This window comes from Leclercia sp. LSNIH1, from assembly GCF_002902985.1.
In the GTDB taxonomy this organism is placed as follows: domain Bacteria; phylum Pseudomonadota; class Gammaproteobacteria; order Enterobacterales; family Enterobacteriaceae; genus Enterobacter.
In genome coordinates, this window is sequence record NZ_CP026167.1 from 3334283 (window position 1) to 3355790 (window position 21508).

Sequence of the window (21508 nt, forward strand, 5' to 3'; positions counted from 1 at the left end):
GACACATGTCCAGATTGCGATCCTACGGAAAGTTGAACGCATGTCCAGCTTTTTGTTACACTCGTGATCCCCCAGTTGAGAGTGAAAAAAATGAGCTATCTGAGCAAAGATGAACGGCGGGAAGCGATCCTGCAGGCGGCCATGCGCGTGGCGCTGAGCGAAGGCTTTACGGCGATGACCGTCAGGCGGATCGCGACCGAGGCAGAGGTGGCGACCGGCCAGGTCCACCACCACTTTTCCTCCGCAGGCGAACTTAAGGCGCAGGCTTTTATCCGCCTGATCCGCACCCTGCTGGATGCCGACGTGGTGGCAGAAAACGCCAGCTGGCGCGAACGCCTGCATTCCATGCTCGGCAGCGACGATCGCAGTTTTGAGCCCTATATTCGCCTGTGGCGCGAGGCGCAGCTGTTAGCCATCCGGGACGAGGAAATAAAAGGCGCTTACGTATTAACTATGGAGATGTGGCATCAGGAGACGGTGGCGATTATTCGCGCCGGGGCAGAAGCGCAAGCCTTTACGTTAAAAGATCGGCCCGAAAATATTGCCTGGCGCTTAATAGGCCTGGTTTGCGGCCTGGACAGCTTTTACGTGTTATCCATGCCGGAGATGGATGAGACCGCATTTAATCAGCATCTGGAAAAATTAATCACCCTCGAACTCTATTAATGATTAATTTCGTTTAACTGTTACGATTTGTAACACATTAAGCGAGCCCACTTCTCCCCTCCCAGGGCAGTAGCTCGCTTTTTTTATCTATTCTTTTCAGAAGACTCCCAAAAACTTCCTACAACCTTCATCAAAATTTCAGACTTCCGTCTGATTGTACTTCTCTTTCTGCCGTTCGGATAAGCAAGAGGATAATATGTCGCAACAAACTGAGAAGAATAATCATTATCTTTTAAGTAACTGGAAACCGGAAAATCCTGCTTTTTGGGAAAATAAAGGCAAGCCGATTGCGCGACGAAATTTGGTTATCTCCGTGGCCTGTTTGCTACTGGCATTCTGCGTCTGGATGTTATTTAGCGCGGTGGCGGTCAATCTGAATAAGGTCGGTTTTAATTTCACCACCGACCAGCTCTTTATGTTAACTGCCCTGCCATCTCTCTCCGGCGCAATATTACGGGTTCCCTACTCCTTTATGGTGCCTATATTCGGTGGCCGTTACTGGACGGTATTAAGTACCGTCATTCTGATTATTCCCTGCGTCTGGCTGGGTATTGCGGTGCAAAATACCGCTACCCCCTATTCGGTATTTATTATTATCGCCCTGCTGTGCGGCTTTGCCGGCGCCAACTTCGCCTCCAGCATGGGCAACATCAGCTTTTTCTTCCCCAAATCGAAACAGGGCAGCGCGCTGGGTATTAACGGCGGGCTGGGCAACCTCGGCGTCAGCGTGATGCAGATGGTGGCCCCGGTGGTGATCTTCCTGCCGATGTTTACCTTTCTCGGGGTACATGGCGTGCCGCAGGAGGATGGCTCGTCCCTGTTTCTGGCGAACGCCGCCTGGATCTGGGCCCCGCTGCTGCTGCTGGCAACCGTTGCTGCCTTTTTTGGCATGAACGATATCGCCAGTTCAAAAGCAACCATCGCCAGCCAGCTGCCGGTGCTCAAGCGTCTCCATCTGTGGCTGTTGAGCCTGCTCTATCTGGCGACCTTCGGCTCGTTTATCGGCTTTTCCGCGGGCTTCGCCATGTTGTCGAAAACCCAGTTCCCGGACGTTAACATCCTGCATCTGGCCTTCTTCGGCCCGCTGATTGGCGCCCTGGCCCGCTCCGCTGGCGGGGTGATCTCCGACAAGCTCGGCGGCGTGCGCGTCACGCTGGTGAACTTCATCTTTATGGCAGTGTTTACCGCCCTGCTCTTCCTTACCCTGCCAGGCTCCGGTTCCGGCAGCTTTACCGCCTTCTATCTGGTGTTTATGGGGCTGTTCCTCACCGCCGGGCTCGGCAGCGGCTCGACCTTCCAGATGATCGCTGTCATCTTCCGGCAAATCACCGTCTATAGAGTGAAACTGCGCGGCGGCACGGAAGAACAGGCGCAGAAAGAGGCTGTTACCGACACCGCGGCCGCGCTGGGCTTTATCTCGGCCATTGGTGCCGTGGGCGGCTTCTTCATTCCCAAAGCCTTTGGCACCTCGCTGGCGTTAACCGGCTCCCCGGTGGGGGCGATGAAGGTCTTCCTGGTGTTCTACATCGTCTGCGTGTTCGTCACCTGGCTGGTGTATGGCCGTCGGCAAAAGCACGTCAAATCATAACGATATTCAATATTTTGTGAGCAGTGTAACCCCGGGGTGGTGCGTCGCCCCGTCAGGAGAAATGTCATGAGTAAATTGTTGGATCGCTTTCGTTATTTCAAACTCAAAGGCGACACCTTCGCCGATGGACACGGTCAGGTGATGCACACCAACCGCGACTGGGAAGACAGCTATCGCCAGCGATGGCAGTACGACAAAATTGTGCGATCCACCCATGGCGTAAACTGTACCGGCTCCTGTAGCTGGAAAATCTACGTCAAGAACGGGCTGGTGACCTGGGAAACGCAGCAGACCGACTATCCCCGCACTCGCCCCGACCTGCCGAACCACGAGCCGCGCGGCTGCCCGCGCGGGGCAAGCTACTCCTGGTATCTCTACAGCGCCAACCGCCTGAAGTATCCGCTGGTGCGCAAGAAGCTGATTGAGCTCTGGCGCGAGGCGCTGGCGCAGCACAGCGATCCGGTGCTGGCCTGGAACGCCATCCAGAACGACCCGCAAAAGCGCCAGAGCTACAGGCAGGCCCGCGGCCACGGCGGCTTTGTTCGCTCAAACTGGAAAGAGCTGAACCAGCTTATCGCCGCCGCTAACGTCTGGACCATCAAACACTACGGCCCGGACCGGGTGGCAGGCTTCTCGCCCATCCCGGCGATGTCGATGGTCTCCTACGCCGCAGGCACCCGCTATCTCTCCCTGCTGGGTGGCACCTGCCTGAGCTTCTACGACTGGTACTGCGACCTGCCGCCTGCGTCACCCATGACCTGGGGCGAGCAGACCGACGTGCCGGAATCCGCCGACTGGTACAACTCCAGCTATATCATCGCCTGGGGGTCGAACGTGCCCCAGACCCGTACCCCGGACGCCCACTTCTTCACCGAAGTGCGCTACAAGGGCACCAAAACCATCGCCATCACCCCCGATTTTTCGGAAGTGGCGAAGCTCAGCGACCAGTGGCTGGCGCCGAAACAGGGCACCGACAGCGCCTTAGCCATGGCGATGGGCCACGTGATCCTGAAAGAGTTCCATATCGATAACCCGAGCGACTACTTCCTCAACTACTGCCGCCGCTATACCGACATGCCGATGCTGGTGATGCTCGATCCGCGGGAGGATGGCAGCCTGGTGCCGGGGAGGATGCTGCGTGCCTCCGACCTCGCCGACGGGCTGGGTGAAACCAACAATCCGGAGTGGAAAACCGTCGCCTATACCACCACCGGCGATCTGGTAGTGCCGAACGGATCTATCGGCTTCCGCTGGGGTGAAAAAGGCAAATGGAACCTCGAGCCGCTGGCGGCAGGCCAGGAGACCGAGCTGGCGCTCTCCCTGCTGGGCACCCACGACAGCGTCGCCGGGGTAGCCTTCCCCTACTTTGGCGGCAATGAGAACCCGCATTTTCGCAGCGTGAAGCAGGAGCCGGTGCTGGTGCGCCAGCTGCCGGTGAAAACGTTGACCCTCGCCGATGGCCGCCAGCTGCAGGTCGCCAGCGTCTACGATCTGATACTCGCGAATTACGGCCTCGACCGCGGGCTGGAGGATAACCTCGCGGCCAAAGATTACGCCGAGATCAAAGCCTACACCCCGGCGTGGGGGGAGCAGATCACCGGCGTACCGCGTCGTCATATCGAGCAGATCGCCCGGGAGTTCGCCGACACCGCGCATAAAACCCATGGCCGGTCGATGATTATCCTCGGCGCCGGGGTCAACCACTGGTATCACATGGACATGAACTACCGCGGGATGATCAACATGCTGGTCTTCTGCGGCTGCGTGGGTAAAAGCGGCGGCGGCTGGTCGCACTATGTCGGCCAGGAGAAGCTGCGCCCGCAAACCGGCTGGCTGCCGCTGGCCTTTGCCCTCGACTGGAACCGCCCGCCACGGCAGATGAACAGCACCTCGTTCTTCTACAACCACGCCAGCCAGTGGCGCTATGAGAAACTCACCGCCCGGGAGCTGCTCTCCCCCCTGGCGGACGCCTCGAAGTTCACCGGCCACCTGATCGACTTTAACGTGCGCGCCGAGCGGATGGGCTGGCTCCCCTCCGCCCCCCAGCTCAACCTCAACCCGCTGCACATCAAGGCTCAGGCCGATGCGGCTGGCATGTCGCCCCAGGAGTACACCGCCCAGGCGCTGAAATCGGGCGATATCCGTATGGCCTGCGAGCAGCCGGACAACGGCAATAACCACCCGCGCAACCTGTTTGTCTGGCGCTCGAACCTGCTCGGCTCCTCCGGCAAGGGGCATGAGTACATGCTCAAGTACCTGCTGGGCACCGGAAACGGCATTCAGGGCGACGATCTGGGCACCACCGATGACGTGAAGCCGGAAGAGGTGGAGTGGCAGACCGCCGCCATTGAGGGCAAGCTGGATCTGCTGGTGACGCTCGATTTCCGCATGTCCAGCACCTGCCTCTTCTCCGATATCGTCCTGCCCACCGCCACCTGGTATGAGAAAGACGATATGAATACCTCGGATATGCATCCGTTTATTCATCCCCTTTCCGCCGCCGTCGACCCGGCATGGGAGTCCCGCAGCGACTGGGAGATCTACAAGGGCATCGCCAAAGTCTTCTCTGAGGTCTGTGTCGGCCACCTGGGCACTGAAACCGACGTGGTGTTGCAGCCGTTACAGCATGACTCCCCGGCGGAGCTCTCCCAGCCGTTTGACATCGCCGACTGGCGCAAGGGTGAATGCGATCTCATCCCCGGTAAAACCGCGCCGAACATTGCCGTGGTCGAACGTAACTACCCGGATACCTGGGAGCGTTTCACTGCCCTCGGCCCGCTGCTGGACAAGCTCGGCAACGGCGGGAAAGGCATCTCCTGGAACACCCAGGATGAGGTCGATTTCCTCGGCAAGCTCAATTACGTCAAGCTCGACGGCCCGGCGAAAGGCCGCCCGCGCATTGAGACGGCCATTGACGCCTCGGAAGTTATTCTCGCCCTCGCCCCGGAAACCAACGGCCAGGTGGCGGTCAAAGCCTGGGAAGCGTTGGCGGAGTTCACCGGGCGCGAACACAGCCATCTGGCGCTGAACAAGGAGGACGAGAAGATCCGCTTCCGCGATATTCAGGCCCAGCCGCGCAAGATTATCTCCAGCCCGACCTGGTCCGGCATTGAGAGCGAGCATGTCTCCTATAACGCCGGGTACACCAACGTCCACGAGCTGATCCCGTGGCGCACCCTCTCCGGGCGTCAGCAGCTGTATCAGGATCATCTCTGGATGCGCGCCTTCGGCGAAAGCCTGGTGGCCTATCGTCCACCGATTGATACCCGCAGCGTCAGCCATATGCGCGCGATCCCGCCGAACGGCTTCCCGGAGAAGGCGCTCAACTTCCTGACGCCGCACCAGAAATGGGGCATCCACTCCACCTACAGCGAAAACCTGCTGATGCAGACCCTGTCGCGCGGCGGGCCCATCGTCTGGATGAGCGAAACCGACGCCCGGGAGCTGGGCATTGAGGATAACGACTGGATAGAAGCCTTCAACGCCAACGGGGCGCTCACCGCCCGGGCGGTGGTCAGCCAGCGCGTGCCGCCGGGCATGACCATGATGTACCACGCCCAGGAGCGCATTCTGAACATCCCCGGTTCAGAAGTGACCGGACGGCGCGGCGGCATTCATAACTCCGTGACCCGCGTCTGCCCGAAACCAACCCATATGATTGGCGGCTACGCTCAGCTCGCCTACGGCTTTAACTACTACGGCACCGTAGGTTCTAACCGCGACGAGTTCATCATGATCCGCAAAATGAAAAACATTAACTGGCTGGATGGCGAAGGTAACGACCAGGTACAGGAGGCGAAAAAATGAAAATACGCTCACAGGTCGGCATGGTGTTAAATCTCGATAAATGTATTGGCTGTCACACCTGCTCGGTGACCTGCAAAAACGTCTGGACCGGGCGCGAAGGGATGGAGTACGCCTGGTTTAACAACGTCGAAACCAAGCCGGGCATCGGCTACCCGAAAAACTGGGAGGACCAGGAGGTGTGGCAAGGCGGCTGGATCCGCGGCATCTCCGGCAAGCTGACCCCGCGGCTGGGCGGCAAGCTGGGGGTGCTGTCCAAAATCTTCGCTAACCCGCAAATGCCGCAGATCGACGATTACTATGAGCCCTTTACCTTCGACTACCAGGATCTGCATCGGGCCAAAGAGAGCGAACATCTCCCTACCGCCCGTCCCCGCTCGCTGATTGACGGCAAGCGCATGGATAAAATCAAGTGGGGGCCAAACTGGGAGGAGCTGCTGGGCGGCGAGTTTGAGAAACGCGCCCGGGATCGCAACTTCGACCGGATGCAGAAGGAGATGTACGGCCAGTTCGAAAATACCTTCATGATGTATCTCCCCCGCCTGTGCGAACACTGCCTGAACCCAAGCTGTGCGGCGACCTGCCCGAGCGGGGCCATCTACAAACGTGAAGAGGACGGCATTGTGCTGATCGACCAGGACAAGTGCCGCGGCTGGCGTTTGTGCATCAGCGGCTGCCCGTACAAAAAGATCTACTTCAACTGGAAGAGCGGAAAATCGGAGAAATGCATCTTCTGCTATCCGCGTATCGAATCGGGCCAGCCTACCGTCTGCTCGGAGACCTGCGTCGGGCGCATCCGCTATCTCGGCGTCCTGCTCTATGACGCAGACCGTATCCAGGAGGCGGCCAGCACCGAGCATGAAACCGATCTCTACGAACGTCAGTGCGACGTGTTCCTCAATCCGAACGATCCGGCGGTGATTGAAGAGGCGCTGAAACAGGGCATCCCCCAGAACGTGATTGATGCTGCCCAGCGCTCCCCGGTCTATAAACTGGCGATGAACTGGAAGCTGGCCCTGCCGCTCCACCCGGAATACCGCACCCTGCCGATGGTCTGGTATGTTCCCCCGCTGTCACCGATCCAGTCTTACGCCGATGCCGGTGGCCTGCCGCAGACCGACAGCATCCTCCCCGCGGTGGAAAGCCTGCGCATTCCGGTCCAGTACCTGGCGAACATGCTCAGCGCGGGCGATACCGGCCCGGTACTGCGCGCCCTGAAACGCATGATGGCGATGCGCCACTATAAGCGCTCCCAGACCGTAGAGGGGGTGACCGATACCCGCGCTATCGAAGAGGTGGGTCTGAGCGTGGAACAGGTAGAGGAGATGTACCGCTATCTCGCCATCGCCAACTACGAAGATCGCTTCGTGATCCCGACCAGCCACCGGGAAATGGCCCGGGACGCCTTCCCGGAGCGCAACGGCTGCGGCTTTACCTTCGGTGACGGCTGCCACGGCTCCGACACCAAATTCAATCTGTTCAACAGCAGCCGCATCGACGCTATCAACATCACCGAGGTGCGCGAACATGGGGAGGGAGAGTAATGCAGATCCTTAAAATTATCGCCCTGCTGATTGAGTACCCGGACGAGGCGCTGTGGGAGAGCCGCGACGAAGCCCTCGCCCTGGTGGCGCAGGACGCGCCGAGGCTGATGCCGTTTGCAGAGCACTATCTCAACGCCCCGCTGCTTGACCGGCAGGCCGAGTGGTGCGAGGTATTCGAGCGCGGGCGTGCCACCTCGCTGCTGCTGTTCGAGCATGTGCATGCCGAATCCCGGGATCGCGGCCAGGCGATGGTCGACCTGATGAACCAGTACGAGCAGGCCGGCTTGCAGCTCGACTGCCGCGAACTGCCGGACTATCTGCCGCTCTATCTGGAGTATCTGAGCATCCTGCCCGAGGCGCAGGCGCAAGAGGGACTGCAAAACGTGGCGCCGATCCTGGCGCTGATTGGCGGGCGATTAAAACAGCGGGAGGTGGCACAGTATCAGCTGTTCGACACCCTGCTGAAATTCGCAGGCAGCAAGCTATCAAGTGACAGTGTCACGCAGCAGGTGGCAGGCGAAAAACGGGATGACACCCGCCAGGCACTGGATGCGGTCTGGGAAGAGGAACAGGTGAAGTTTATTGAAGATAACGCCACGGCCTGCGACAGCTCGCCGATGCAGCAGTATCAACGACGCTTTAGCCAGGACGTCGCACCTCAGTACGTGGACGTCAGCGCCGGAGGCCCAAAATGACACACCATCTGAACGTCTTTTTCTTCGATATTTACCCCTACATCTGCGCCGCGGTCTTTTTCCTCGGTAGCTGGCTGCGGTATGACTACGGCCAGTATACCTGGCGCGCCTCCTCCAGCCAGTTGCTGGATAAGCGCGGCATGAACTGGGGCTCTAATCTGTTCCACATCGGCATTCTGGGAATTTTCTTCGGCCACCTGTTCGGGATGTTGACCCCGCACTGGATGTACGCCTGGTTTTTGCCGATGGCGGTGAAACAGCAGCTGGCGATGATCGCCGGGGGGATCTGCGGGGTGCTGACGCTGATTGGCGGCTCGATGCTGCTCTACCGCCGCCTGTTTAACCAGCGGGTGCGGGCCACGTCGACCACGCCGGATATCGTCATTATGAGTATATTGCTGACCCAGTGCGTGCTGGGCCTGACGACCATTCCGTTCTCGGCGCAGTACCCTGACGGCAGTGAGATGCTCAAGCTGGTGGGATGGGCCCAGGGGATTGTCACCTTCCGCGGCGGTTCATCGGAGATGCTGAGCGGCGTGGCCTTTATTTTCCGCGTCCATCTGGTGCTGGGGATGACCATTTTCCTGATCTTCCCCTTCACCCGGCTGGTACACGTCTGGAGCGCGCCGTTTGAGTACATTACGCGGCGTTATCAGCTGGTGCGGTCGCGAAGGTAGCCCCCAGCCACGCCGGGTGGCAGCTGCGCCTTACCCGGCCTGGAAAAGCGCACCACACCGTAGGCCGGGCAAGCGCATGCGCCGCCCGGCGTTGCAGGCTATTTCCCCGCCTGCGGATGGGTTTCAAACCCGGCCATCACTGCCGTGAGTTCCGCCAGCGTAAAGCCGTGCTTCGGATCATCCACCCCAAGCCCAAATCGCTCCTGCATCACCTGATAAAGTACTTCTGCATCCGGCAGGTTAACCTGCTCCAGGGCGTGGCCGTCCTGCCAGTGGGTGAAGTGGAAGTTGGTCAGGGTCAGTTTGCCGCCGTCCGGCAGATGGCGGCACATCAGCAGATGATGACGGAAATGGGATTGCGGCCAGTGCGCTGACCAGAAGTTGCCCAACACGTAATCGGCCTGGTATTGCGCGGTGAGATCGAAGTGATACATCGACTGCCAGTGCTCGTGGTGGCGGAACTGTAGCACCCAGTCGCAACCGTCGTTGATTAGCCGGTACAGGCCGTGCGGCGTCGCCTGCTCTTCTTCGGCGACCAAACGGATGGGCGCGGTCAGGGTCTGCCCGCCAAAACCGACGTCGGCGATCCAGCGTTCGCCCTCCAGTTCCACCAGCAGCAGACGGTGGGTGCGCGGCGGCATCTGGGCCGGATTCGCCAGCACCACCCGCCCCAGCAGGCTGCGCACATGGAATCCCACCTCACGCAGCGCCCGCTCGAATAACCCATTCTGCTCAAAGCAATACCCGCCGCGGCGGGCGGTGACCAGCTTATCCACCAGGGATTGCTCGTCGAGCTGGATTTCACGCGGCAGCACCACATCGATATTCTCAAACGGGACGGCGCTGTTGTGATGCAGGTGCAGGCCCCGCAGGGTGGCGATGTCCGCAGAAACCGGCTGCTGCCAGCCGGTACGGGCGAGATAAGCGGTCAAAAACGGGGTCATAATCAGTTTCCTTTTTACAGTTTTCCTTGTTTATAAACTAATTTACCCCAGTCACTGTTTCAAAAGTGCTTTTTATCCGCGCGTGGTGCGTTGCATGATCCCGAGCGCCGTTAGCATCAGCACCAGCCCGGTCAGCAGCGTCAGGGTCGCCATCGCCATTCCCTGTCCGACAGAACCCTGCTCGAACTGCCGCCAGATAAATACCGAGACGGTCTGTGTGCCCGCCGGGGCCAGCAGCAGCGACGTCACCAGCTCGCGCGAGGCGATGGCAAACACCATCAGCATCGCCGCCAGCATCGCCGGGGAGACCAGCGGCAACACGATAAAGCGCAGCGCCTGCAACGCCGAGGCGCCATGCACCCGCGCGGCAGGCTCAAGATTCCCTCCCAGCTGGCGCAGCGCGCTGCCGACATAGCGCACCGGCCACGGCAACAACAGGCAGCAGTAGGACAGGAGCAATATCGCCCAGCTGTTATAGGGCGAGACCGGCCAGAACGGACGGTTCCACAGCAGGATCAGCCCCACCCCGACCACCACGCCCGGCAAGGCGGCAGGCATCAGGGAGAGCGCATCCAGAACGCCGCGCCCTTTGATCTTCTGCACCACCACCAGCCACGCGGCCAGCAGGCCCAGCACGCCGGTAATACAGGCCGCCCCCAGCGCCAGCGACAGGCTGGTGCCCAGCGCCGACAGCGCGTCCCCCTGCTGGCTGAAGAGCGCCGCATAGTGCCCGCCGGTCAGATTATCCAGCGTCACCCCGCCAGACAGGGTTCCCAGCACCCCGGACAGCGCCATCGACGCCCCCGGCAGGATCACCGCGATAAACCCGGTCAGCGCAAAAACAGCGATAACCGGCAGCGTAAAAATCCCGGCGCTGGCGCCCATATTCTCGGTCGGTTTGCCGGTAATGCTGGTCACATCCTGATGCCCAGTCAGCTTTTTCTGCAGCCACCAGGCACTCAGGGCGATAACCACCAGCACCACGGAAAGCATCGATGCGCCCGAAAGATCGATCGGCCAGTCCGCCAGCTTTTTCTCGATATCGGTGGTGAGCATCACCACGCCAGCGCGCGTGCCGAGAGCGGCAGGCACGCCAAACTCTTCAATCGCCAGGGTAAAGGCCAGCAGCATCCCCGCCGCCAGCGACGGCGAAAGCATGGGCAGCGTGATATGCCAGAACGCCCGGCCGGGGCTGGCACCGTGAACGCGGGCCACCAGCGCCAGACGCTGGCCGCTCGCCAGAAGGCTGCGCGACACCGCAAAATAGACCACCGGGAAGATATTCAGCGCCATCACCAGCACGATCCCGCTCCTGCTGAACAGCAGGTCGTTGAGGTTGACTCCGGTGATCTGTTGCAGATAGCCGTTGGTTTGCAGGACCAGCATCCAGGAGAGCGCGGCGATATAGGGCGGGGTTAAAAACGGGATCAGAAACAGCAGATCCCACAGCCTCGGCAGCGGCAGGTTAAACAGCCCGCGCGCCACGCCGAGGGGAAAGCCGATGAGCGCACTGACCAGCGCGACGCCAAGGGCAATTTGCAGCGTACCCCCCAACATGCCCGGCAGTTGCGGCTCCGCCAGTAGCTGGCTGATGCCGCTGAACGCCCCGGAGAACTGTCCGGCGCTGAGGTGCGGAAACACCGCCTGGAGCAGAATAAAGGTGAGCGGAAACGCCACCAGGATCAGCAATAATCCCAGCGTCGTTACCGATAAATATTTAGGATTCACGAAGCCGTCCTGAAGACGGGGTTGCCCCCGTCGCCTGATTATAAGGTGAAGAGCGTGTTGAAACGCTTGAGGATATCGCTGCGTTCGCTGCTACCATCGCTTTTGGTCGGCAGAATTTTCAGGTCGTTAAGCAGCGGACGTTTGGCCTGCACGTCGCCGCGGGCGGGCATCAGCCAGGCGTCGGCCACCATCGCCTGACCTTCCGGGGAGAGAACGTAATCCACAAAGGCTTTAGCGTCATCCGCATGCTGGGTGGATTTGAGGATCATCATCGGACGCGGGGCAATCACCGTGCCGCTGGCCGGGAAGATCACCTTCAGTGATTCGCCCTGGCTGATGTTGCCATACGAGACATAATCCACCGCGCCGAACACCGCCGCTTTGGCTCCCTGCATCACCGGGGTGACCGCCTGAGCGTTCGGGCCGCTGACGACCATGCCGTTCTTTTTCAGCTCATCAAACAGGCTCCAGGCCTTGTCGCCCATGCCATTCTGCAACCCGATCAGCAGATCGAGAGAAGCACCGGACAGCGCCGGGTCCGGGGTGGTGACTTTGTCTTTAAAGGCGGCGGTGGTCAGATCGCGCCACTCTTTCGGTTCCGGGGTGCCGCTTTTGGTGTTCCAGACGATGCCCAGCGCCGAGACGCCCTGGGCGACAAAGCCCTCTGATTTCAGATCCGCAGGCACGTTAGCCGCATTGGCGCTCTGGTACGGCAACAGCCAGCCGCGGTTGTGCAGATCTTCCGCGGTATCCCAGGAAGCGGAGATCAGAATATCGGCCTGCGGGTTAGCCTGCTCCGCTTCGAGGCGGGCCATCACTTTGCCGGTGGTGGCCTGGAAGATATCCACCTTCACGCCGGTTTTCTTTTCAAAGCCGCTGGCCAGGTTTTTGGCGAGCGACCCGGGCCCGGCAGTGTAGACGGTCAGCGCGTGGGCGCTGGAGATCATAACGGACGATAACGCCATGGCTAACAGCACTCCTTTTCTAACGGACATTGTAGCTTTCATGCGAACTCCCCTGAGGTGGTAATCAAACGATCGGCAGCGACGCTGCCAGCAGACAAATGCACGATGCGATCGGCCAGGATTTCAGCCTCCCGGCGGTCGTGGGTAACATAGACGGCGGTGGTGCCGAGCTGGCGCAGCAGTGACGCCATCTCGTGACATAAGGCGCTACGCAGCTCGCTGTCGAGGTTAGAGAGCGGTTCGTCAAACAGCAGCACTCTCGGTTCCGCGACAATCGCCCGGGCCAGCGCCACGCGCTGTTGCTGTCCGCCCGAGAGCCCCGCCGGCTTGCGATCGGCAAAAGCGCTTAAGCCGACGCGATCCAGTGCCTGCGCCACGCGGCTTTCGCGTTCCTGACGCGGAACATGGCGCATCTTCAGCGGGAACATCACATTCTGCGCCACGGTCATGTGCGGCCAGAGGGCGTAATCCTGGAACACCATGCCGATGTCCCGGGCTTCCGGCGACAGCGCCCATCCGCTTTTCGCCACCAGGCGATCGCCAAAATGGATCTCCCCCTGTGCAGGTTGGGTTAACCCCGCCAGCAGACGCAGCAGGGTGCTTTTGCCGCAGCCCGACGGCCCCAGCAGCGCAACCACGCTACCCGGCTCGATATGCAGATCGATTTGATTCAATACGGTATTCGCGCCAAAAGCGTACGACACGCCTTTAAGCGATATGGAAGTGAGCATCTTGTTATCCTCTTTGGGATTTGATGCCCGCCACTGTAGGCAGCTTGTGTTGCGAAAACATGACACCTTTGTTGCGTATTGATTTCCGGTGGCTTTCAGACGTTTAATGCTCTGATGCTATTGATGAGGAATTTCTATGAGCCACTTCCGCCCCGTTGAGTTAATGCACGCCAGCCGCCTGTTAAATCACGGCCCGACCATCCTGATCACCAGCCGCGACGACTCCCTGGACCGCCGCAACGTTATGGCCGCCGCCTGGTCGATGCCGGTGGAGTTCGAGCCGCCACGGATCGCCATCGTGGTGGATAAAAGCGCCTGGTCGCGGGAGCTGATTGAGCGCAGCGGCATGTTCGGGATCGTCATTCCCGGCGTGGCGGCCACCAACTGGACCTGGGCCGTGGGCAGCGTTAGCGGGCGCGATGAGGATAAGTTCAACTGCTACGGGATTCCGGTGATTAACGGCCCGGTGCTGGGGCTGCCGGTAATTGAAGAGAAGTGCCTGGCGTGGATGGAGTGCCGTCTGCTGCCCGCCACCTCCGCGGCAGAAAAATATGACACCCTGTTTGGCGAGGTGGTCTCAGCCGCCGCCGATGAACGGGCGTTCGCGGCCGGACGCTGGCAGTTTGACGACGATAAGCGCAACACCCTGCACCACCTGGGCGCAGGCACCTTTGTGACCAGCGGGAAGCAGGTGAAAGCGCCTGAGTGAAATAACCGGTGTTTATTCAGATGCCGGATTTTGCCCGGCGGCGCTTCGCTTGCACGGGCCTACACGAGCACGGGACACGTAGGCCGGGTAAGGCGCAGCCGCCACCCGGCGTCGCAAGTCCTGCACTGTAGTCAATATCGTCTAATAGGTCTTATAAGGGATCCGCATGCGGTCCAGCAGGTTGGTAAAGTCCTGCACCGCCACAAAGGCCACCGCGCCCTTGCCGGGGATGACGTTGGTGATGATCCCCACCGTCTCCCCGGTCAGGCTGTCTATTACCGGTCCGCCGGACATGCCCGATACCGCCCCCGCCCCGGTAATGATGCCGTAGTAGCAGCCGTTGCGCTTCACAAAGCCGTCGATTTTGCCCCGGCTGGATTTGGGCAAACTGTTGATGGCGCTATAGCCAAACAGCGTAACGTTGCGTCCGGCCCGGGCCCAGGCCAGTTGATGGACGATCTTGCCGCGGTTGTTATCGCCAATTACCGCGACATCACAGGTGGGATGCTGGGCTCTGACCGGCTTGAGCAGCGGCACCGCGACGTGCGCGGCGGTGAGCGACAGCTGGCTTGAAACCGGGAATGTGGTGCCCTGCATCCCGGCGGCAAGCCAGTTCAGCGGTGCCGGCAGGCCGATAAAAACGAGATCCGCCTGCCGGGTGGCGGCAAAGTCGGTTTTGCTGGTGCCAGACATCACCACACACCCCAGCAGTAACAGGGGTGCCATGAGTGCGGCGAGAGCATAATGCAGACGCTTCATGGTTCACCCCACGGGCCTACTTTTTCGACCGCCCGGCGATGATCTCATCGGCCACGATACGCGGCGCTTCGGCGTAGTGGTGGAACTCCATGCTGTAGGTGGCCCGCCCCTGGGACATGGAGCGCAGCGTGGTGGCGTAGCCGAACATCTCCGCCAGCGGCACGTCGGCGCGAATAATCTGGCTGCCGAACCGCTCCTCCATCCCCTGCACCAGCCCGCGCCGGGAGGAGAGATCGCCCATAATGTTCCCGGCATACTCTTCCGGGGTTTCCACCTCCACATGCATCATTGGCTCCAGGATCACCGGGTCGGCCTTGCGCGCTGCGTCCTTAAAGCCAAAGATCGCCGCCATGCGGAAGGCCATCTCCGAGGAGTCGACATCGTGATAAGAGCCGAAAGTCAGGGTCGCTTTGATATCCACCACCGGATAGCCCGCCAGCACCCCGCTGTTCATCGCTTCCCGCAGCCCTTTCTCAACCGACGGAATATACTCCCGGGGCACCACCCCGCCCTTGGTGGCATCGACAAACGTAAAGCCGCTGCCCGGCGCCTGCGGCTCAAGGCTCAGCACCACGTGGCCATACTGTCCTTTCCCACCGGACTGGCGGACAAACTTGCCCTCAACGTCGCTCACCGCTTTGCGAATGGTTTCCCGGTAGGTCACCTGCGGGCGACCAATGTTGGCCTCGACGCCAAACTCCCGCTTCATGCGGTCGACGATGATCTCCAGGTGTAGTTCGCCCATCCCGGAAATGATCGTCTGACCGGACTCTTCATCGGTATGCAGGTGGAAGGAGGGATCTTCCGCCGCCAGACGATGCAGGGCGATGCCCATCTTCTCCTGGTCAGCTTTGGTTTTTGGCTCGATGGAGAGGGAGATCACCGGGTCCGGGAACTCCATCCGCTCAAGAGTGATCACCGCGTTGGGGTCGGTCAGGGTGTCGCCGGTAGTGACATCTTTCAACCCGACGCAGGCGGCGATATCCCCGGTGCGCAGCTCCTCCACGTCATGCCGGTCGTTGGCGTGCATCAGGACGATACGCCCGATGCGCTCCTTCTTGCCTTTTACCGGGTTAAAGACCGCGTCGCCCTTTTTCAGCACCCCGGAGTAGACGCGGATAAAGGTTAGCTGACCGACGTAGGGGTCGGACATCAGCTTGAACGCCAGCGCCGAGAAGGGTTCGTCATCATTAGGGTGGCGCTCGGCGTGCTGGCCTTTTTCATCCACGCCGTCGATAGCGGGCACGTCGAGGGGGGACGGCATCAGCTCGATCACCGCATCGAGCATTCGCTGCACCCCTTTGTTTTTAAAGGCGCTGCCGCAGAGCATCGGCTGGATCTCGCCAGCCACCGTCCGTTTACGTAAGCCGCGGATAATTTCTGCCTCGTCGAGCTCGTTGGTGTCGAGGTATTTATCCATCAGCTCGTCGCTGGCCTCCGCCGCCGCAGAGACCATTTTATCCCGCCAGGTCCGGGCAGTGGCCTGTAAATCATCCGGCACCGGGGCATAGGTAAAGGTCATCCCCTGGGTAGCGTCATCCCAGATGATGGCCCGCATGTGGATCAGGTCCACCACCCCGGTGAAATGCTCTTCCGCGCCGATGGGGATGACAATCGGTACCGGGTGCGCTTTCAGCCGGTCGATCATCATCTGCACCACGTGGAAAAAATCGGCCCCCGGACGGTCCATTTTGTTGACAAAGGCGATACGCGGCACCTGGTACTTATTGGCCTGCCGCCAGACGGTTTCCGACTGCGGCTGTACCCCGCCTACCGAGTCATAGACCATTACCGCCCCGTCCAGCACCCGCATGGAGCGCTCCACCTCGATGGTAAAATCGACGTGGCCGGGGGTGTCGATGATATTGATCCGGTGCGGCTCATAGCTGCGATCCATGCCGGACCAGAAGCAGCTTACCGCCGCCGAGGTGATGGTAATCCCACGCTCCTGCTCCTGCGCCATCCAGTCGGTGATCGCCGCACCATCGTGGACCTCCCCCATCTTATGGCTCACCCCGGTATAGAAGAGGATGCGCTCGGTGGCGGTGGTTTTACCGGCATCAATATGCGCGGAGATACCGATGTTGCGATAACGCTCGAGAGGAATAGGCCGGATCATGATGCATCCTTATTTAATGGACATGACAAACGCGCGCTGGGTTAGCGCGTGCAGGTATGTAGATCAGTGTAGTGCTCTGTCAAAGGGGGGACGGGTGATTCTGCGGTGAATGTACTGAGAACATTTCAACGCCAGGAGTTCGATGCAGGCTAGCCCGCATGAATCAACTTGTTTAAACGAATAAAAAAACCTTATTTAAATAGCACAGGCAAAATCACCGGAACGCGCTTACATGCGCCATTAACATTTCAGAAAGAATTTGATTCCTCAAGCCCATATATATACAAGGCTGTAGCTCAGAGGCAGACACTAAAAAGCGTAGAATTGAAATGGTATAAAATTAATCACTCAAGACAAGAGGAAGAGTACTTCAATATGTTACTTGAGAACGTTAAGGTTATTTCAATTTGCCCCATGATGCACGATTGTAAAAATCCAGCAACTGAAAAGCATAATCATCTGGAAGCAGTATCCTTACGATATGAGAAAATAACATGGAAATATTGTGATGGGAATGTCATTTTCTCCGATAGCTGGAATGAACGATGATCCAATGCACTTTCCATCTAAATGGGAATCAACTAAGTAATCTGAGCTGCCCCGGAATAGGTTTTTTTCCGGCTTATTCTGGTACAGGCACATCACGCAACAATGCTAATGATATTGCAATCCCTTCTATCGGACCGCTACCGCCAGGTTTATACTACATTGTTACACGTGGTACAGGTGGTGCACTAACAGGGTTGAGTGATGCTTTTGCATCGTTCGTATCCGGTTCGGACAGGTCAGTATGGTTTGCTTTGTACAGACATGACGCACAGATTGATGATATTACGTTCACAGGACAGGTAGAAAGAGGACACTTTCGCTTGCATCCCGCTGGTTATAAAGGCGTAAGCGAAGGTTGTATTACCTTGCCGCGTCTATCAGATTTTATGCTGTTACGCGATGCTTTGCTTAAAACGCCAACCATACAAGTAACGTCCTCATTAACTGCTTTCGGTACTATACAGGTGTATTAATGAAGCCACTGCATTACGTGTTATTATGGATTGGGGAAGCGCTGCTATACACCCTGGTGTTAGCGGCCTTATTTTTACTGATACCAGAAATGAAAGCCTATAGTTTGGTGAGAATCTTTACAGATGTCATCCCTGGTGATACATGGGATAAATATTATTTCCTTTCCCTCTGCATTTTATCATTACTCATCGTAGCCATCATCGTTTATATAACTGCATCACTGAAAAAGAGATAAAATCAACACCCTTATAGATAATAACTGTAAGGGTGTTTCGTGAATATCACAACCTAACGACTCTTCGATATACATGTTGGCCGAATTAAATTCAGAGATTCATTTTCATGCCAGATACTCTAAGCATTAAGAAGTAAATTTTATCGTTTTCAAAGTAATACATCGCCCTGCTCTGTCCTCAGCCAGCGCGGAGCTTTCAGCCTGTAAGTAAAATAACTCACTAGGTCAAACAGCAAATCTTCGATAACGCGCTGCTGCTCGCTTGTCAGCATGCCACTCATTGTCAACTGAGTGAGTTCCTGACAGTACCGGCACAGAGTATCGGTTTCCGGCTCGAACACGGGGAGATGAGTGGGCAGCGTATCAATGGTCAACACATCCACCATTTCCGGAGGAATGGGCTCGTTAAGCGTCGGCATCAGCAGAGAGAGGCTGGTAGACAGCCGTCCGCACAGAGCCAGTTTATCTCGGGGATCGTCGGCTTCTACCATCGCTTCAACGTAGCGTTCGCAGTTATCTGCAAGCTCGATGAAATCGGTAAGATGGTTGAAGGGTCTGGTAATTAATGCGTGAATTGGGGTTAGGGTCGTAGCCATATTGGCAACCTCACTAAGTGATTAATTTACATCACCACAGGAGAGGCTAATCTCGCTGGTGGTGAACTGAACGGAGTTAGCCTTACCGGCCTTAGTGACACCGGCGCGCTTTGCAGCGCCCCCGTCCAGCCCACCATTGAGGTGTAGCAGGTCGCACGGCGCAAATGAAGCTTTGCGCCGTCACTAAGGTTGCAGGAGGCTAATCCCGACGCCTGATTTTGCAAGCGCAACAAGAAGATACTGCGATACAGACGAGACGGCAAGAGGCATTCCCGGAAGCAGCCTCGCAAATTGTTGAAAAAACGCCGGGTGGTGGCTGCGCCTTACCCGGCCTACGGGGCCGGTGCCGTTGTAGGCCGGGCAAGCGCAGCGCCGCCCGGCACTGCTCCTGTCAGGCGATCATTATCACCCGGATATCATTCACGTTGGTTAATGTCGGGCCGGTCACCACCAGATCGCCTGCGGCGGCAAAGTAGCTATAGCTGTCATGCCCGCGCAGCATCGCCTTAGCATCCAGGGCGGTGCGAGCCAGCGTATCCGGCGTCACTATCGCTCCCGCCGCATCCTCGGTGCCGTCAATCCCGTCGCTGTCCCCGGCGATGGCGTAAATCCCCGCCTCGCCCTTCAGGGCGCAAGCCAGCGCCAGCAGGAACTCGGTGTTGCGCCCGCCGCGGCCACATCCCGTATCGCCAATCGTCACCGTGGTCTCTCCACCGCTCAGCAGCACCGCCGGGCCTTTTACCGGCAGGCCGTGCTGTTTCACGGATTTCGCAATCCCGGCCATCACGATACCTAATTGCGCGCTTTCCCCTTCCAGGGCATCCCCCAGGATCAGCGGTGTGTATCCCATCTTCTGCGCCACGGCTGCGGCAGCGGCCAGCGCGCCGGAGGGGGTGGCGATCAGGCGGATATCCTCGTCAATCTCTGCTGTCGTCACCGGGGCACGCGGGGTGCGTAGCACCCGCATTACCGGCTCCGGCAGTTTCAGGCCATAGCGGGCGATAATCTCCAGCGCCTCTTCTGGCGTGGCGCTGTCCGCCACCGTCGGGCCGGAGGCAATGCTCTGGGGATCGTCACCCGGTACGTCGCTGATGATAAGCGTCATCACCCTGGCAGGCAGCGCCGCCAGCGCCAGACGTCCGCCTTTGATGTCCGACAGCTGCTTGCGCACGGTGTTCATCTCGTTGATGGTCGCCCCGCTCTTCAACAGCGCTTTGTTTACCGCCTGCTTATCGGCCAGGGTAATGCCCTGGCGCGGGAGGGCCAGCAGGGACGATCCCCCGCCGGAGATCAGCGCGATCACGCAGTCGTCGGCGGTGAGGTGCTTGACCTGCTCCATCATCAGCATTGAGGCCACTTCGCTCATGGCATCGGAGACCGGGTGCGCCGCCTCGACGATACGAATTTTTTGCGTCGAGGCGGCATGGCCATAACGGGTCACCACCACGCCCTGCAGATCGACATCCGGCCAGGCGGCCTCCAGCGCGGCGGCCATGGCGGCGCTGGCTTTCCCGGCACCGACTACAATGCAGCGCCCGCGCGGTTTCGCCGGCAGGGCGTTAATCAGCGCCTCATGGGGGTCGGCGCTTTTCACCGCCGCCATAAAGATCTCAGTAAGCGCCCCTCGCAGGGCGCTATCGTCGTGTTGTGCCATAGATCAGCCTTCTGCAATGGCGCGGATCACCGCCTGGGTGACCTCGCGGGTGTTGGCCGTGCCGCCCACGTCCGGGGTCATGATCCCTTCGGCGCAGACCTGCTCCACCGCCGCCATCAGGCGCGCGGCAGCTTCCCCTTCCCCCAGATGTTCCAGCATCTGCGCCGCGGTCCAGAAGCTGGCGACCGGGTTGGCGATACCCTTGCCGGTAATATCAAAGGCCGAGCCGTGGATCGGTTCGAACATCGACGGGAAACGACGCTCCGGGTCGATATTGGCGGTCGGCGCGACCCCCAGACTGCCCGCCAGCGCCCCGGCCAGGTCGGAGAGGATATCGGCGTGCAGGTTGGTCGCCACGATGGTATCCAGCGACGCCGGGTGCAGGGTCATGCGCACGGTCATGGCATCCACCAGCATCTTGTCCCAGGTGACGTCCGGGAATTCGCGGGCGACGTCGGCGGCGATCTCATCCCACATCACCATCCCGTGACGCTGGGCGTTGGACTTGGTGACGACGGTTAACAGCTTACGCGGACGCGACTGCGCCAGGCGGAAGGCGTAGCGCATAATGCGCGTCACCCCGGTGCGGGTGAAGATCGCCACCTCGGTGCCCACCTCTTCCGGCAGGCCGCGGTGCGCGCGACCGCCGTGGCCGGAATATTCCCCTTCGGAGTTTTCACGCACGATCACCCAGTCGAGGGTGCCGGGTACCGCCTTGCGCAGCGGGGACTGAATGCCCGGCAGGATTTTAGTTGGCCGCACGTTGGCATACTGATCGAAGCCCTGGCAGATCGGCAGACGCAGCCCCCACAGGGTGATGTGATCCGGCACGTCCGGAGCACCCACCGCGCCAAAGTAGATGGCATCAAAGGCTTTTAACTGCTCCAGCCCGTCTTCCGGCATCATCACGCCGTGGGCTTTGTAGTAGTCCGAGCCCCACTCGAAGGTATGTACTGAGAAACGCATATCTCCCTGACGCTGGGCCAGGGCGTGTAAGACCTCAACCCCTGCGGTGATCACTTCCGGGCCGATACCGTCTGCGGGGATGGCTGCAATGGCGTAATCTTTCAT

At 59.3% G+C, this 21508-nt stretch carries 18 protein-coding genes and 1 pseudogene; 10 read left to right on the forward strand and 9 right to left on the reverse strand.

The features are described 5' to 3' along the window. Positions 1–90 precede the first annotated feature (90 nt). The 6 genes from C2U54_RS16615 to narI all read left to right on the forward strand — a co-directional run bounded on the left by C2U54_RS16615 (position 91) and on the right by narI (position 8974). On the forward strand, positions 91–666 hold the full coding sequence (locus tag C2U54_RS16615; RefSeq protein ID WP_103179646.1) for a TetR family transcriptional regulator: 576 nt from the start codon (positions 91–93) through the stop codon (positions 664–666). 196 nt (positions 667–862) lie between these two features. Beyond that, positions 863–2254, forward strand: coding sequence for a NarK family nitrate/nitrite MFS transporter (locus tag C2U54_RS16620; RefSeq protein WP_103179647.1), 1392 nt, complete (start codon positions 863–865; stop codon positions 2252–2254). A 66-nt stretch (positions 2255–2320) separates the two neighbouring features. Beyond that, a complete protein-coding gene (locus C2U54_RS16625) occupies positions 2321–6061 on the forward strand; it encodes a nitrate reductase subunit alpha (protein WP_103179648.1) in 3741 nt (1246 codons plus the stop codon). Beyond that, a complete protein-coding gene (narH, locus tag C2U54_RS16630) occupies positions 6058–7602 on the forward strand; it encodes a nitrate reductase subunit beta (protein WP_103179649.1) in 1545 nt (514 codons plus the stop codon). Before C2U54_RS16625 ends, narH begins: the two co-directional genes overlap by 4 nt. Then, a complete protein-coding gene (gene narW, locus C2U54_RS16635) occupies positions 7602–8297 on the forward strand; it encodes a nitrate reductase molybdenum cofactor assembly chaperone (RefSeq protein WP_103179650.1) in 696 nt (231 codons plus the stop codon). The genes narH and narW overlap by 1 nt, the downstream gene beginning before the upstream one ends. Next, a complete protein-coding gene (narI, locus tag C2U54_RS16640) occupies positions 8294–8974 on the forward strand; it encodes a respiratory nitrate reductase subunit gamma (protein WP_103179651.1) in 681 nt (226 codons plus the stop codon). Before narW ends, narI begins: the two co-directional genes overlap by 4 nt. Before the next feature lie 98 nt (positions 8975–9072). On the opposite strand, the gene nhoA is transcribed toward narI, so the two are convergent. From nhoA to C2U54_RS16660, 4 genes are all read right to left on the reverse strand, one after another. Further along, the gene (gene nhoA / locus C2U54_RS16645; RefSeq protein WP_103179652.1) at positions 9073–9918 is read right to left on the reverse strand and encodes an N-hydroxyarylamine O-acetyltransferase; all 846 of its coding nucleotides are present in this window, start codon (positions 9916–9918) and stop codon (positions 9073–9075) included. 72 nt (positions 9919–9990) lie between these two features. After that, complete coding sequence (locus C2U54_RS16650; protein WP_103179653.1) at positions 9991–11646, reverse strand: ABC transporter permease; 1656 nt, start codon at positions 11644–11646, stop codon at positions 9991–9993. Positions 11647–11684: 38 nt separating this feature from the next. After that, entirely contained in the window at positions 11685–12653 is a 969-nt protein-coding gene (locus C2U54_RS16655; protein ID WP_103179654.1) for an ABC transporter substrate-binding protein, read from the reverse strand. After that, a complete protein-coding gene (locus C2U54_RS16660) occupies positions 12650–13342 on the reverse strand; it encodes an ABC transporter ATP-binding protein (protein ID WP_103179655.1) in 693 nt (230 codons plus the stop codon). The genes C2U54_RS16655 and C2U54_RS16660 overlap by 4 nt, the downstream gene beginning before the upstream one ends. Before the next feature lie 136 nt (positions 13343–13478). Between C2U54_RS16660 and C2U54_RS16665 the strand changes: the two genes are divergently transcribed. Beyond that, a complete protein-coding gene (locus tag C2U54_RS16665; RefSeq protein WP_103179656.1) occupies positions 13479–14051 on the forward strand; it encodes a flavin reductase family protein in 573 nt (190 codons plus the stop codon). Between the two features lie 141 nt (positions 14052–14192). On the opposite strand, the gene C2U54_RS16670 is transcribed toward C2U54_RS16665, so the two are convergent. Next, a complete protein-coding gene (locus C2U54_RS16670; RefSeq protein ID WP_103179657.1) occupies positions 14193–14810 on the reverse strand; it encodes a trypsin-like peptidase domain-containing protein in 618 nt (205 codons plus the stop codon). A 16-nt stretch (positions 14811–14826) separates the two neighbouring features. Beyond that, the gene (gene fusA, locus C2U54_RS16675; RefSeq protein ID WP_103179658.1) at positions 14827–16929 is read right to left on the reverse strand and encodes an elongation factor G; all 2103 of its coding nucleotides are present in this window, start codon (positions 16927–16929) and stop codon (positions 14827–14829) included. 189 nt (positions 16930–17118) lie between these two features. Here fusA and tssD point away from each other — a divergent pair. The 3 genes and pseudogenes from tssD to C2U54_RS16690 all read left to right on the forward strand — a co-directional run. Then, positions 17119–17478 (forward strand): annotated as a pseudogene (gene tssD / locus C2U54_RS16680) (type VI secretion system tube protein TssD); the annotation flags it as partial. Further along, entirely contained in the window at positions 17475–17951 is a 477-nt protein-coding gene (locus tag C2U54_RS16685; RefSeq protein ID WP_103179659.1) for a DUF2778 domain-containing protein, read from the forward strand. The pseudogene tssD and the gene C2U54_RS16685, both read left to right, overlap by 4 nt. Further along, complete coding sequence (locus tag C2U54_RS16690; protein ID WP_103179660.1) at positions 17951–18187, forward strand: hypothetical protein; 237 nt, start codon at positions 17951–17953, stop codon at positions 18185–18187. The genes C2U54_RS16685 and C2U54_RS16690 overlap by 1 nt, the downstream gene beginning before the upstream one ends. Before the next feature lie 149 nt (positions 18188–18336). Here the strand turns inward: C2U54_RS16690 and C2U54_RS16695 are convergent, their stop codons facing one another. The 3 genes from C2U54_RS16695 to C2U54_RS16705 form a co-directional block, all read right to left on the reverse strand. Beyond that, complete coding sequence (locus tag C2U54_RS16695; RefSeq protein WP_103179661.1) at positions 18337–18783, reverse strand: hypothetical protein; 447 nt, start codon at positions 18781–18783, stop codon at positions 18337–18339. Between the two features lie 391 nt (positions 18784–19174). Beyond that, positions 19175–20437, reverse strand: coding sequence for a glycerate kinase type-2 family protein (locus C2U54_RS16700; protein WP_103179662.1), 1263 nt, complete (start codon positions 20435–20437; stop codon positions 19175–19177). 3 nt (positions 20438–20440) lie between these two features. Beyond that, complete coding sequence (locus C2U54_RS16705) at positions 20441–21508, reverse strand: tartrate dehydrogenase (protein WP_103179663.1); 1068 nt, start codon at positions 21506–21508, stop codon at positions 20441–20443.

Coding starts and splice junctions, on each gene's coding strand:
- C2U54_RS16615 (WP_103179646.1), top strand. CDS start 91: ATGAGCTATCTGAGCAAAGATGAACGGCGGGAAGCGATCCTGCAGGCG.
- C2U54_RS16620 (WP_103179647.1), top strand. CDS start 863: ATGTCGCAACAAACTGAGAAGAATAATCATTATCTTTTAAGTAACTGG.
- C2U54_RS16625 (WP_103179648.1), top strand. CDS start 2,321: ATGAGTAAATTGTTGGATCGCTTTCGTTATTTCAAACTCAAAGGCGAC.
- narH (WP_103179649.1), top strand. CDS start 6,058: ATGAAAATACGCTCACAGGTCGGCATGGTGTTAAATCTCGATAAATGT.
- narW (WP_103179650.1), top strand. CDS start 7,602: ATGCAGATCCTTAAAATTATCGCCCTGCTGATTGAGTACCCGGACGAG.
- narI (WP_103179651.1), top strand. CDS start 8,294: ATGACACACCATCTGAACGTCTTTTTCTTCGATATTTACCCCTACATC.
- nhoA (WP_103179652.1), bottom strand. CDS start 9,918: ATGACCCCGTTTTTGACCGCTTATCTCGCCCGTACCGGCTGGCAGCAG.
- C2U54_RS16655 (WP_103179654.1), bottom strand. CDS start 12,653: ATGAAAGCTACAATGTCCGTTAGAAAAGGAGTGCTGTTAGCCATGGCG.
- C2U54_RS16660 (WP_103179655.1), bottom strand. CDS start 13,342: ATGCTCACTTCCATATCGCTTAAAGGCGTGTCGTACGCTTTTGGCGCG.
- C2U54_RS16665 (WP_103179656.1), top strand. CDS start 13,479: ATGAGCCACTTCCGCCCCGTTGAGTTAATGCACGCCAGCCGCCTGTTA.
- C2U54_RS16670 (WP_103179657.1), bottom strand. CDS start 14,810: ATGAAGCGTCTGCATTATGCTCTCGCCGCACTCATGGCACCCCTGTTA.
- fusA (WP_103179658.1), bottom strand. CDS start 16,929: ATGATCCGGCCTATTCCTCTCGAGCGTTATCGCAACATCGGTATCTCC.
- C2U54_RS16685 (WP_103179659.1), top strand. CDS start 17,475: ATGATCCAATGCACTTTCCATCTAAATGGGAATCAACTAAGTAATCTG.
- C2U54_RS16690 (WP_103179660.1), top strand. CDS start 17,951: ATGAAGCCACTGCATTACGTGTTATTATGGATTGGGGAAGCGCTGCTA.
- C2U54_RS16695 (WP_103179661.1), bottom strand. CDS start 18,783: ATGGCTACGACCCTAACCCCAATTCACGCATTAATTACCAGACCCTTC.
- C2U54_RS16700 (WP_103179662.1), bottom strand. CDS start 20,437: ATGGCACAACACGACGATAGCGCCCTGCGAGGGGCGCTTACTGAGATC.
- C2U54_RS16705 (WP_103179663.1), bottom strand. CDS start 21,508: ATGAAAGATTACGCCATTGCAGCCATCCCCGCAGACGGTATCGGCCCG.